Here is a 12456-nt window from a genome sequence, read left to right as displayed (position 1 = left end):
CGAGCCGTGGGTGTGGTCAAGACATTGAGTGTGTTGCTGGTGCTGGTGGGCGCATTTGCGTTGGCCGTCTGGCGGGGTTGGGTGCCGATGCCGGCCGAGTGGAACCCCTGGGCGCCCTTGGATGTGCGGGCCAGCCCCAACCTGTTGACGCGCTACAAGCTCAGTCGTTTGCAGGACGATCCGGCGCTGTGTGACCAGGTGTTGAACACCTCTGGTCTGCGCGTGAGCCGCCAGGCCGATACACCGGCTGATACGGCGTGCCCCTTGCGCAATATTCTGCGTGTGCAGGGCGCTGACGTGGCCTTGAGCAGCAGCTTTCTCGCCAGTTGCCCGCTGGCGGTGGCGTTCGCCTTGTTCGAGCGCCATAGCCTGCAACCGGCGGCCCAGGCCGTGTTTGGCCAGGCGGTGAGCCGCGTCGAGCATTTGGGCAGTTTTGCCTGCCGTAATATCTACAACCGCGCCGACGGTCGACTCAGCCAGCATGCCTCGGCCAATGCGCTGGATATCGCCGGTTTTCGCCTGGCGGATGGGCGCAGCATCAGCGTGCTCAAGGATTGGCCGGGGCAGAGCGACAGTGCGCGTTTCCTGCGTTTGGTACGCGATGGCGCCTGTGATGATTTCAACGTGGTGTTGAGCCCGGACTACAACGCGGCTCATCGCAACCATTTCCATCTGGACATGGGGCGTTGGTGGGTGTGTCGCTAGGGTTCAGGCGGCCAGGCGCAGGTTGTGGGTCACCAGCGGGCGTGCCCAGTAGTAATCGAAATCCAGGGCCTTTTGCTGCGCCAGCAAATCTTCTTCAGGGTACGGCGTGGCGGCCGGTGGCAGCAGGTCCAGCTCGAATTCGGCAATCGGCAGGTGCAGTGGGCGTGGTTGTGGCGCCGGGCCTGGCTCGGGTAGCGGTTGGCCGGCGTTCAGCACGATGGGGCGCACCCACTCGCTCTCAAACGCTTGCTGGCGTTGCTGGGCGATGACTTCTTCTTCCGGGAACGGCGTCGCGGCCGGTGGCAGCAGCTCGGTTTCGAACTCGGCAATCGGCAGGAAGAGCGGCTCAGGCGGGGCGATCTCGGTGTCTTTCACATCGCACTCACGCTGGGTGAGGATCTGCGCCAGCAGGTCGGCACCTTCGCGGGGTTCAACTGCCGGGTCTGCCGGGGCGGGCGCCTTGGCGGCGAGCGCGTCCGGCGTTTCACCGAGCTGCTCGGCCAACGCGCGGGCAAAGAAGTCCTGCCACACATGACTCACCCCGGCCAGCGCTTGGGTATTGCGCAGGCCGTAATGGTTGTGGGTCGGCAGTACACCGATGGAAAGGGGAAGAATGTCTGACATTTTTCTCGGTCGACGCTCAGCTCTGGCAAAATACCTGACTGTGATTTTTATCGGCCGTTGTTTGCCGATCCTTAATATTTTTGAGCGTGGCGATTGATGAACGAACAACCAGCGGCCAGCCGCATCCAGGTCCAAGCCTTGGCTGACAGCTTCCAGGCCCGCGCTGAACAGTGGGCTTCGCTGCTGGGGTTGCCTCTGCAGGTGGCCGATGCGGATTTTTCCCTGCAAGTGGGGGAGCACGGCTTGCAGTTGCAACAGCTTGGGCCTGATGCGCCAGGGCCGGTGCGGGTCGACTTTGTCGAAGGCGGCGCGGCGCATCGGCGATTGTATGGTGGTGGCAGCGGGCAGATGATCGCCAAGGCGGTGGGCATCGCCCAGGGCGTGCGCCCGCGAGTGCTGGATGCCACGGCTGGCTTGGGCAAGGACGCGTTCGTGCTGGCCAGCCTCGGGTGTGAGATGAGCCTGATCGAGCGCCAGCCGTTGATCGGCGCCTTGCTCGAAGATGGCCTGGCACGCGCTGCCGAAGATTTTGACGTGGCGCCGATTGTGGCGCGCATGAAGCTGCTCAAGGGCAACTCCATCGACGTGATGCTCAATTGGCAGGGCGAGCCGCCTCAGGTGATCTACCTGGACCCAATGTTTCCGCACCGTGAGAAAACTGCCCTGGTGAAGAAGGAAATGCGCCTGTTCCGGCCGTTGGTGGGCGATGACCCGGATGCACCGGCGTTGCTTGCGGCCGCTCTGGCTTTGGCCAGCCATCGGGTGGTGGTCAAGCGGCCGCGCAAGGCACCCTGTATTGAGGGGCCGAAGCCAAGCCATGCGCTGGATGGCAAGTCCAGCCGCTACGACATTTATCCCAAGAAAGCGCTCAAGCCGTAAGCTGCAAACAGCAGCACTTATCTCCCAGGTGCGGCGAGATCCAACTGTGGGAGCTGGCTTGCCTGCGAAGACGGCCTGACAGCCGATGCCTATCTCTCTGGCGCGCCGCAATCCCAATGTGGGAGATTCTATGGTTGGGGGGAAGCCCCTAAACCCGCTTTTGATTGGTACTCGCTCTGGTTTTTCATGAGCGAAAAGGCGATACGCGCTAACTTGCGGGCGATGATGACCAGGGCTTGAGTTGTTTTCAGGCCCCTGGTCAGATAGCCCTCGTATAAAGGCTTCCAGGCTTCTGACCTAATACCGGCTGACGCCGCGTTATGCAGCAACCTGCGGATCTCTGAGTCTCCTTTTTTGCTTAACGAACGACGTCCGTTCATTTGCCCTGAGTCGGACACCCTCAAGTCCATTCCCAGAAATGCGATGTAAGCGTCAGCACTTTCAAACGCTCCTCGTTGAAATGCCATGGTCAGGGCAACTGCCGTAAGAAAACCAATGCCCTCTACGGCTTGGCAGCGCCTGACTTGATGCAAGACACCCGCTTCAGTGCCAGCAGCTAATATCCGTTTTTCAATGAGCGCTTCATGTCTATCAAGACAAGCTGAAATGCTCTTGGACGAGGCTTTGAGCAACGGCTCACCTGCCCAGCTCTGGTTCAGAGCAACACGCATCTTCACCAGTGCGGCACGTCGGCGAAGCGAACACACCTTCCTGACGCAACCGCCGAAGGACCAGCCCGTTTTGCGAAACCTCGGCTGTAGTTTACGACTTCAGCCTCAGCCGGGCCGGCGAGCATGCGCGTAACTTCCTACAAGACTGGAAGGGCAAGCTGGTCTGCGATGATTTCGGCGATTACAAGGCCAGCTTCGAACTCGGCGTGACTGAAATCGGCTGCATGGCTCATGCCCGGCGCAAGTTCTTCGAACTGCATGCGACTCACAAGAGCGCGCTGGCTGAGCAAGCCTTGCGTTACATGCAGGCGCTGTACGAGATCGAGGGGGAAATCGAGGATCTAGAACCGGACATACGCCGCCGAATACGGCAGGAAAAGGCGGTACCCGTGATGGATGCGTTGCATGCCTGGATGGTTGCCCAGCGCGACATCGTGCATAACGGTTCGGCCATTGGCAAAGCCTTGGATTACAGCTTGAAACGCTGGACGGCGCTGTCGCGCTACCTCGATGACGGGGCCGTGCCTATTGATAATAATTGGTGTGAGAACCAGATACGGCCTTGGGCGCTGGGGCGCAAGAACTGGCTCTTTGCTGGGTCGCTACGCAGCGGCAAACGCGCCGCTGCGATCATGAGTTTGATTCAGTCGGCCCGGAACAATGGGCACGATCCCTATGCCTACCTGAAGGATGTGCTGACGCGCCTGCCTACGCAGCGGGCAAGTGAGATTGCAGAGTTGCTGCCGCATAGGTGGCGTCCGGCTTAGTCGTGCAAGACGGCTTGCCCGTACGCTTACAAAGAAAGCCCAGCTTGAGCTGGGCTTTCTTTTGCAGACCTACATATCACTCAAGCGTATACTTATTCTCAGCCATAAAGGCTGGCTCTTTCCAATTAGGACCTTTTTTAATTCCCCCATCAGAATTATCAATCAGCCCTTCCAGTCTCATGTTATGAACAAGCTTTAATAGTTCAAGATTATTACCAATATTTACCCAGCCATTCCTGTTATATAGTCGATCCAGCATTGGATATGAAATTGACTTATTTCTTACTATAAAAAGAACGACATCTCTTGGGGATTCAGAGTTTACGATATCATTGATGTTGCTCATGTTATTCTCCGTATATTTGTTTGTTTTCTGCGACTATAGCTTCTGGCGTATAGATTAATTCGTCAGCATCTTTAAGCTTGAAATCCTCTAAAGTCGCGGCATGAGTATTATTCCAAGTGGCGCCATCGTCGTTCGGTTTCACTCCATCCGCTATACCTAGAGCCCTATACCGCTCTAGCTCACGAATCTCATGGGTGTAAAATCGCTTATCGACATCGGTAATGGCCAATTCGCCAGTTAGGATTTTTTCCAGACGGTCAATCATCACAACATTTGCGTCCGATGGGTCGAATCTGCTCGTATGCAGCTTAACGAGGTCAATACCTTCCTGAGTCACCGCTGCGGTTGTCCAGTCTAGACTCTGAATGGGTCCGCCCGCCTTATCAGGATTGTACATCCGACCGCTGTGCTCACCTTTGGTGGTAGCCCCTTCGTACGGACTACTAAATACCGCATAAATCGGCGGTAAACCCGAATCTGCGGGGTAAACGTAAATAGCGTCCCGAATATCCAACTGGCCGACTACCGGAAACGGCTCAGCTTTGACCTCAATCGGTGTCAGTGTAATCCCGGTATACACCGGGGTTTCGACAGGCTGCGCAGGCGTCGCCGTCGAGCTATTACCTAGTACTGCGATTGGGAACGTCAGGGTGATCGGTGGTGAGTCAGTTGTAGTGAACGTATAGGCATTGGCCACAGGATCAAGCACTAGCGCTCTTACCGGGACGGTAGGTGCTAACCCTCCAGTGGGCTGGGTGGCCACTACCGAGTATTTGGACTGATCGCCATAAATTCGGTAGGGCACATCCACAGTTCCTCCCGCCGCGGCGATCTCGGCAAGATTTTCGGGAAGATTAGGCGCTAAATCCTTGGCCGGCGTGTTAAGCATGGTCGAAGGTAGCTCACCATTATCCAGTGATGGTGAATAGACCAGCGCGCCAATGCCCACTGCCGTGGCAGCACTTACAACAGTGCCTAAGGCTACCTTTGCAGCCTGAATAGCCGCATCCAGCGTAAGACCTGAACCGGCAGTAATGGCGATAGAGCCAGCCGCAGTACTTAACTGACTCGCACCGTCAGCGGGCAGCCTATACGTATTAGCGGCTTTAAGTGCTGCAGCTTCAGCAGCAATTCTTGCTGCCTCTGCAGCGGCCGCTTCATCAGCAATGCGCTTGGCTTCAGCTTCGGCGGCTAACCTGGCAGCTTCTGCTGCAGCGGCCTCATCAGCGATACGCTTAGCTTCTGCCTCTGCCGCGACTCGCGCCGCTTCAGCAGCGGCTGCCTCATCAGCCACGCGTTTGGCAACCCTTGCGGCTTCCGCAGCTGCCGCCTCATCGGCAATACGTTTAGCCTCGGCGTCTGCACGTGCTTGATTAGCCTGTGCCTGAAGGTTCTGCTTCAGGGCATTCAAATAGTCGATCTCGCGGTTGCTATATTTTGCAGCATACGAAGCCTCAAGTGAGGCGTACCATTCTTTATAATTTTTATCCGGAGGGTAATTTGTCTTGCTTCCGCTGATTGCATCTTTAATAAACTGCATCGTCGGATAATAAAAGAAGTCTCCATAGTAGTACTTATCAGCAATCACTTTTTGAGCAGCAGCAGCCTGTGCTTTTTGAGCAATTAGCGTATCTACCGAACGAATATGCTGTTCGATTTTCTCGACTTCGCTCGCGGGACTGCCTTCATTTTGTTCTATTGCAGTAATGCTTTGTGCAATAGATTCAGGCATCGACTGAAGATTCGCTGCAAAGCTTGCTTCCTGGTCCTTAACATTCTGGGAAATGATGGGAGGGTATGTGTTAAGCACATAAGTACGCGTTGCAACGTTAATGAGCTGTCCGGTGTGACTATGTGAAAAATCACTGTCACCACCACCCCCTCCGAATGTCTGAGGTTCATATTTATTAATAGCATTGATTTCAATTTCTGGCAGATGAATCGTATCGCCATTAGCCATAGTGAATTCTCCTTTTCGCTAGGTACAGCATAAGAGCTTTGTACATCTCAGTAGGATGGACGGATGGTTCTCTCGTTGCCTTACTACTCTCTGATGAACGGCTTCGCCTCTTGGGTTGTCAGTTTTTGAGAAGCTCAACGAACGAGAATCCCCGTCTTCTCCACTTTTCACCATATCGCATTAATGCTGTATGGGTATCCAGTGTCGAGGTGCAACAAAAAATGCACTTATGCATATCGCGACCGACAAACGGTAGTGGTCACTATTCCTTACGATACGGCTCTGAGCTTGACGGTGGGAGGAGCACACCTCTGTGACCGCAACCACTGCCGGTCATTTGCAGATAATGTGAGCCTGTCACAATGGAACGCGAGTCTACGGCGTCGAATGCAAGCCCATTTGCAATTAATGTGAGCCGGAGCCTTTGGCTGGTTGCAGTTAATGTGAGCCAGAAATGCCGCTGAATGCGAGCCCGCGTGTTTTCAAACGCGAGCCGCTACACTTATCGGAGCTTTGGTGAAGGGGGGGCGAAGTCTCCCACGGTCTGTACTGGCTAGAGTCAGATACTGGCTTTTAATCCCACCACCCCTACAAATCTAACCATACAAGCTGGCTTGCCTGCGATGACGGCCTGAAAGCCGACACCTATCTACCTGACGCCCTGCGATCTAAATGTGGGAGCTGGCTTGCCTGCGATGGCGGCCTGACAGTCGACGCAGTTATACCGAGTACATATCCATTGCTGCGGTAACGGCCGCTTAGGGTTCCGCCCTGACGGCGGCTCACTTTGCAAAAGCCGGGATGCCGGCCCAGGCCAAAGTAAGCAAAACGCTCTTGCCCCACCACTCGGCACCTCGCTTAGGCTCGGTGTGCCCGTAATCCGCCAGTGATTTGGGGGGCCGCCGCCACGCGCCATCCATGGCGCGGGGCGGCTAAACCGGCATCCCTGCCGGTTTACCCCCCAAATCCCTGTCGAATTCCGGCCAGCGTGGTTTGACGGGGCGCTTAAGATCAAAATCAAAAGCAGATCAAGAGCGACTCGCTTCGCATCGTGGTTACCGTCGGTTGCTACCGCCTATGCAGTGCTGTCGAGCCCCGTGCTGCGATAGGCCCGCATAAACAACTTCACCACGTCCTGCACATGCTCTTCGGCTTCTTGCGCACTCAATTGTCCGCCGCAGCCATACAACAAGCGGAAGTTCGCCGTGCCCTTGAGCAGGCAAAAGAAGTGCTCCGCGGCTTTGAACGGTGTGTCGATGCTCAGGGCGCCGCCCTGGTGAATCTTGCCGAGCAGGCGCTCCATGCCTTGCAGCATGCGCATGGGGCCGGCGTTGAAGAAGATCTGGGAGAGTTTCACGTCCTGATTGCCGGTGGTCATCATCAGGCGATGCAGGTTTACCGACTCCTCGCTGTTGATCAGCCGATGAAAGCCGCGTGCGATGTTGAGCAACACCGTCTCGACGGGCATGCCTTCGGGAAGCTCGAAGTACATCACCGGCAACTGCTCTTCACATTTGGCCACCACCGCAGCGGTGAACAGCGTCTCCTTGTCGGTGAAGTGACTGTAGACCGTGAGCTTCGATACGCCGGCCGCCAGGGCAACGGCGTCCATGCTGGTGTTCGCATAACCCTTGTCCAGGAACAGCGACTTCGCCGATTCGAGGATTGCCTGGCGTTTTGCCATGTCCTTGGGACGCCCGGGGCTTGCGGTGTTCAGAGGATTGTCGGACATTTTCACCTTTAATACTGGACTGGTGAGTTTGGTATTAATAACATACCGGCCAGTATAATTATTCCAAGCTCTATTTGCGAAAGGTCCTTCAGCATGCGCAGCGCTTTCCTGCCCCTTGCTTTGCCTGTCAGCCTGGTCTTCCTGTTGGCCGCGTGCGGCCATGAAGAAGCGGCCCAGACCACCGTACGTCCGGCCATGGTGGTGCAACCGCAGCCTTCGGCACAGGCGATGGACAGCTACCCCGGTGAGGTGCGTGCCCGTTATGAGCCGGACCTGGCCTTTCGCATCGGCGGTAAAGTCAGCAAGCGCCTGGTGGAGGAGGGCGAGCGGGTCAAGGTCAACCAGCCGCTGGCCGAACTCGACCCCCAGGACGTGCGCCTGCAACTGGAAGCGACCCGCGCTCAAGTAGCCGCTGCAGAGGCCAATCTCAGCCTGGTGCGTGCGGAGCGAGATCGCTACAAGACCTTGATGGACCGGCAGATGGTCAGTCGGTCGCAGTACGATAATTCCGAAAACCTCTACCGAGCCGGTGAAGCGCGCCTCAAGCAGATCAAGGCCGAGTTCGATGTGTCGAGCAACCAGGCCGGCTACGCCGTGCTGCGTGCGCCTCAGGACGGGGTGGTCGCCAAGCGTGCCGTCGAAGTGGGGCAAGTGGTTTCCGCTGGCCAGACCGTGTTCACCCTGGCCACCGATGGCGAGCGTGAAGTGTTGATCAGCCTGCCTGAACAGGGCTTTGGCCGCTTCAAGGTCGGCCAGCCAGTGTCGGTGGAGTTATGGAGCCAGCCAGAGCAACGTTTTGCCGGGCGCATTCGTGAGCTGTCTCCCGCAGCCGACCCCAAATCCCGCACTTTCGCCGCGCGTGTGGCCTTCACCGGCGGCAAAGTGCCCGCCGAACTGGGTCAAAGTGCGCGGGTTTTCATCCAGGCCGACGGTGTCATTGCGCTGTCGGTACCCTTGTCTGCCCTGAGTGCCGAAAACGGCGCGTCCTACGTCTGGCGCGTACAACCGGACAATACCCTTGAACGCACTCCCGTGCGCATTGGTGCCTTTGGCGAGAACACCGTACCGATACTGGAAGGATTGGCCGCCACCGATTGGGTGGTTGCCGCAGGCGTGCATGTACTCCATGAGGGCCAATTAGTGCGCCCGGTGGATCGCTCCAACCGTGTGGTTAATCTGGCGGCCAAGGAGTAGTCCCCATGGGTTTCAATCTTTCCGAATGGGCGTTGCGTAATCGCCAGATCGTACTGTTCCTGATGATCCTGCTGGCCGTGGTTGGCACCTTGTCCTACACCAAGCTGGGGCAAAGCGAAGACCCGCCCTTTACCTTCAAGGCCATGGTGATCAAGACCAACTGGCCCGGGGCCACGGCCCAGGAGGTATCGCGCCAGGTCACCGAGCGAATCGAGAAAAAACTCATGGAGACCGGTGAGTACGAACGCATCGTGTCGTTCTCCCGCCCCGGTGAATCCCAGGTCACCTTTATTGCCCGTGATTCGATGCGTTCGGCGCAGATTCCCGAGCTGTGGTATCAGGTGCGCAAGAAAATCAGCGACATCCGCCACACCTTGCCGCCGGATATTCAGGGGCCGTTTTTCAACGATGAGTTCGGCACCACGTTCGGCAATATCTACGCCCTGACCGGCGACGGATTCGACTATGCCGTGCTCAAGGACTACGCCGACCGTATCCAGATCCAGCTGCAACGCGTCCCGGATGTGGGCAAGGTCGAGTTGCTCGGCTTGCAGGACGAGAAGATCTGGATCGAGCTGTCCAACCTCAAGCTCGCTACCCTCGGCTTGCCTTTGGCTGCGGTACAGCAGGCGTTGCAGGAACAAAATGCGGTGTCCACCGCCGGCTTCTTTGAAACCCCTACCGAGCGCGTGCAATTGCGCGTTTCTGGCAACTTCAAGACGGTGGAAGAGATCCGCAACTTTCCGATACGCGTGGGGGATCGCACTTTCCGCATCGGTGACGTGGCTGACATCCATCGAGGTTTCAACGACCCACCGGCACCGCGCATGCGCTACATGGGCGCAGATGCCATCGGCTTGGCCGTGGCCATGCGCGACGGTGGCGACATCCTCGTATTGGGCAAGGCCCTTGAAGCGCAATTCGCACGCCTGCAAAAGAACCTTCCGGCAGGGATGGAGCTGCGCAAAGTGTCGGACCAACCAGCAGCGGTAAAGACCAGCGTCGGCGAGTTTGTCCAGGTACTGGCTGAAGCGTTGGCGATTGTTTTGCTGGTGAGCTTTTTCTCCCTCGGTGTGCGCACCGGCATGGTCGTTGCCCTGACGATTCCGCTGGTACTGGCGATGACCTTTGCCAGCATGTATTACCTGGGCATCGGCCTGCACAAGATTTCCCTTGGCGCCTTGGTCCTGGCACTGGGCTTGTTGGTAGATGACGCGATCATCGCCGTGGAAATGATGGCGATCAAAATGGAGCAGGGCTACGACCGGCTCAAGGCTGCAAGTTTCGCCTGGACCAGTACCGCGTTCCCTATGCTCACCGGCACCCTGATCACGGCGGCGGGCTTCTTGCCAATTGCCACCGCGCAATCGAGCACCGGGGAATACACCCGCTCGATCTTCCAGGTGGTGACCATCGCACTGCTGGCCTCCTGGGTGGCAGCCGTGGTGTTTGTGCCGTACCTGGGGGAAAAACTCCTGCCCGACCTGGCGAAGATTCACGCCGCCAAACACGGTACCGACGGCCCGGACCCTTACGGCACACCCTTCTATCAGCGTGTAAGACGTCTGGTGGAGTGGTGCGTGCAACGGCGTAAAACCGTGATCGTGCTGACCTTGCTGCTGTTTATCGGCTCGGTTGCACTGTTCCGCTTCGTGCCGCAACAGTTCTTCCCGGCTTCCGGTCGCCTGGAGTTGATGGTCGACCTGAAACTGGCCGAGGGCGCTTCGCTCAGCAACACCGCCGAACAGGTCAAACGCCTGGAGGCGTTGCTCAAGGAGCATGCCGGCATCAACAACTATGTCGCCTACGCGGGCACCGGTTCGCCGCGGTTTTACCTGCCACTGGACCAGCAATTGCCCGCTGCCAGCTTCGCCCAGTTTGTGGTGTTGGCTAACACCATCGAGGAGCGAGAAAGCCTGCGCACCTGGCTGATCGAAACCCTCAACGAGCAATTTCCCGACCTGCGTTCGCGTGTCACACGGCTGGAGAACGGCCCACCCGTAGGCTACCCGGTGCAGTTTCGCGTGACCGGCGAGCACATCGAAGAGGTGCGCGCGCTGGCGCGCAAAGTGGCGGCGAAGGTTCGCGAAAATACCCATGTGGTCAATGTGCACTTGGACTGGGAAGAGCCAAGCAAAATCGTGTACCTGAATATCGACCAGGACCGTGCCCGCGCCCTCGGCGTGAGCACTGCCAACCTGGCGAAATTCCTGCAGAGTTCCCTGACCGGCTCCAGCGTCAGCCAATACCGTGAGGACAACGAATTGATCGAGATCCTCCTGCGCGGCACGGTGCATGAGCGTAGCGAACTGTCGCGCCTGCCGAGCCTTGCTGTGCCCACCGACAATGGTAAAAGCGTGGCGCTGTCGCAAATTGCCACCCTTGAATATGGCTTCGAAGAAGGCATCATCTGGCATCGCAACCGCTTGCCCACGGTGACTGTGCGGGCCGATATCTATGGCAAGGAACAGCCGGCGACCCTCGTGCAGCAGATCTTGCCGACGCTCGCCGATGTACGTGCCGAACTGCCGGATGGCTACCTGCTGGAAGTGGGCGGCACGGTTGAAGATTCAGCGCGTGGGCAAAACTCGGTGAAGGCCGGCGTGCCGCTGTTTATCGTGGTGGTGCTGACCTTGCTGATGCTGCAACTGCGCAGCTTTTCGCGCACGGCGATGGTCTTTCTCACCGCACCGTTGGGGCTGATCGGCGTGACCCTGTTCCTGCTAGTATTCCACCAACCCTTCGGCTTCGTCGCCATGCTTGGCACCATCGCGCTGTCAGGAATGATCATGCGTAACTCGGTGATTTTGGTGGACCAGATCGAGCAAGACATCAAGGCCGGCCTGGCACCTTGGCAGGCGATTATCGAAGCTACGGTCCGACGCTTTCGCCCGATTGTTCTGACGGCACTGGCGGCGGTGCTGGCGATGATTCCGCTGTCGCGCAGTGTGTTCTTCGGGCCGATGGCCGTGGCGATCATGGGAGGGTTGATCGTGGCTACGGCATTGACCTTGCTCTTTCTCCCGGCGCTTTATGCCGCGTGGTTTCGCGTCAAAAAGGACGCTGGATAATCAGGCTGTCATCTCGGTTGTCGGGGCGTAGAGAGTACGCGCCCCGTCACCGTGGGCATGCGGCAGAATGAGCAATTTTCCTATGTGAGAGATAGGAAGCTCACTACACGGGCCTAGGAACCTTTCCTTATTGATTGCCACTCAATGTTACCTGGTTGGCAGGTACCTACTGCTCTTGCTCGTCGGCAGAAACAGTAGTGATTGGAATGAATTTAAGGAGTTCGCCATGTGTATAGCTAGTTTGAAGGCTTTTCTGCGTCCGCCCAGCAGGCCAAAACCTCCTGAAAAGTGTAAACCCAGCCCTCCGGAACGTTGTAAGCCCAAGCGCCCTGGGTATTGCAAACCCAAGCCCCTTGAGAGTTTCAGACCCAAGCCTCCTGAGGAATGCAGACCCAAGCCTCCTGAGGAATGCAAACCCAAACCTCCTGAAGAGTGCAATCCCGAGCCCCCTCCGAAGTGTTGCTACATAAAAACCGTTGAGCTGACGATTGTCATGAAGGCGGCCAT

The 12456-nt window shown here is 57.5% G+C and carries 8 protein-coding genes and 2 pseudogenes; 5 read left to right on the top strand and 5 right to left on the bottom strand.

All coding sequences use genetic code 11. From position 1 onward, the window contains the following. The first annotated feature begins 6 nt into the window (after positions 1-6). Positions 7-705 (top strand): extensin-like domain-containing protein, encoded by a 699-nt coding sequence (locus tag GIV26_RS15460; protein ID WP_236281410.1) that lies wholly within the window; start codon positions 7-9, stop codon positions 703-705. Positions 706-708: 3 nt separating this feature from the next. Here GIV26_RS15460 and GIV26_RS15455 read toward each other — a convergent pair whose 3' ends face one another. After that, entirely contained in the window at positions 709-1329 is a 621-nt protein-coding gene (locus GIV26_RS15455) for an energy transducer TonB (protein ID WP_236281407.1), read from the bottom strand. A gap of 96 nt (positions 1330-1425) precedes the next feature. On the opposite strand from GIV26_RS15455, the gene GIV26_RS15450 reads away from it, so the two are divergent. Then, entirely contained in the window at positions 1426-2208 is a 783-nt protein-coding gene (locus GIV26_RS15450) for a class I SAM-dependent methyltransferase (RefSeq protein WP_014717213.1), read from the top strand. 128 nt (positions 2209-2336) lie between these two features. Here GIV26_RS15450 and GIV26_RS15445 read toward each other — a convergent pair. After that, positions 2337-2906 (bottom strand): annotated as a pseudogene (locus GIV26_RS15445) (transposase); the annotation flags it as partial. A gap of 32 nt (positions 2907-2938) precedes the next feature. Here GIV26_RS15445 and tnpC point away from each other — a divergent pair. Further along, a pseudogene (tnpC, locus tag GIV26_RS15440) lies at positions 2939-3646 on the top strand (IS66 family transposase); the annotation flags it as partial. Between the two features lie 76 nt (positions 3647-3722). Here the strand turns inward: tnpC and GIV26_RS15435 are convergent. The 3 genes from GIV26_RS15435 to GIV26_RS15425 form a co-directional block, all read right to left on the bottom strand. After that, the gene (locus GIV26_RS15435; protein ID WP_034126525.1) at positions 3723-3992 is read right to left on the bottom strand and encodes a hypothetical protein; all 270 of its coding nucleotides are present in this window, start codon (positions 3990-3992) and stop codon (positions 3723-3725) included. A 1-nt stretch (position 3993) separates the two neighbouring features. Next, on the bottom strand, positions 3994-5724 hold the full coding sequence (locus GIV26_RS15430; protein ID WP_442962910.1) for an S-type pyocin domain-containing protein: 1731 nt from the start codon (positions 5722-5724) through the stop codon (positions 3994-3996). A 1303-nt stretch (positions 5725-7027) separates the two neighbouring features. Next, positions 7028-7684 (bottom strand): TetR/AcrR family transcriptional regulator, encoded by a 657-nt coding sequence (locus GIV26_RS15425; protein WP_034126815.1) that lies wholly within the window; start codon positions 7682-7684, stop codon positions 7028-7030. Positions 7685-7777: 93 nt separating this feature from the next. On the opposite strand from GIV26_RS15425, the gene GIV26_RS15420 reads away from it, so the two are divergent. Together GIV26_RS15420 and GIV26_RS15415 are read left to right on the top strand one after the other, a co-directional pair. After that, the gene (locus GIV26_RS15420) at positions 7778-8878 is read left to right on the top strand and encodes an efflux RND transporter periplasmic adaptor subunit (protein ID WP_236281401.1); all 1101 of its coding nucleotides are present in this window, start codon (positions 7778-7780) and stop codon (positions 8876-8878) included. Positions 8879-8883: 5 nt separating this feature from the next. Further along, positions 8884-11949 carry an efflux RND transporter permease subunit gene (locus GIV26_RS15415; RefSeq protein WP_054897123.1) on the top strand — a complete coding sequence of 1022 codons (3066 nt, stop codon included), beginning with the start codon at positions 8884-8886 and terminating at the stop codon, positions 11947-11949. Positions 11950-12456: the final 507 nt, after the last annotated feature.

It is taken from the genome of Pseudomonas sp. PA-1-3F, from assembly GCF_021609665.1.
Classification (GTDB): Bacteria; Pseudomonadota; Gammaproteobacteria; order Pseudomonadales; family Pseudomonadaceae; genus Aquipseudomonas; species Aquipseudomonas paracarnis.
The sequence above is the reverse complement of the archived record's forward strand: the minus strand, read 5'-3'. Positions and strand labels throughout refer to the sequence as shown.

Excerpts from the sequence above, each read along its gene's own strand:
- GIV26_RS15455 (WP_236281407.1), bottom strand. The coding sequence starts at position 1,329 with ATGTCAGACATTCTTCCCCTTTCCATCGGTGTACTGCCGACCCACAAC.
- GIV26_RS15450 (WP_014717213.1), top strand. The coding sequence starts at position 1,426 with ATGAACGAACAACCAGCGGCCAGCCGCATCCAGGTCCAAGCCTTGGCT.
- GIV26_RS15435 (WP_034126525.1), bottom strand. The coding sequence starts at position 3,992 with ATGAGCAACATCAATGATATCGTAAACTCTGAATCCCCAAGAGATGTC.
- GIV26_RS15430 (WP_442962910.1), bottom strand. The coding sequence starts at position 5,724 with ATGCCTGAATCTATTGCACAAAGCATTACTGCAATAGAACAAAATGAA.
- GIV26_RS15425 (WP_034126815.1), bottom strand. The coding sequence starts at position 7,684 with ATGTCCGACAATCCTCTGAACACCGCAAGCCCCGGGCGTCCCAAGGAC.
- GIV26_RS15420 (WP_236281401.1), top strand. The coding sequence starts at position 7,778 with ATGCGCAGCGCTTTCCTGCCCCTTGCTTTGCCTGTCAGCCTGGTCTTC.
- GIV26_RS15415 (WP_054897123.1), top strand. The coding sequence starts at position 8,884 with ATGGGTTTCAATCTTTCCGAATGGGCGTTGCGTAATCGCCAGATCGTA.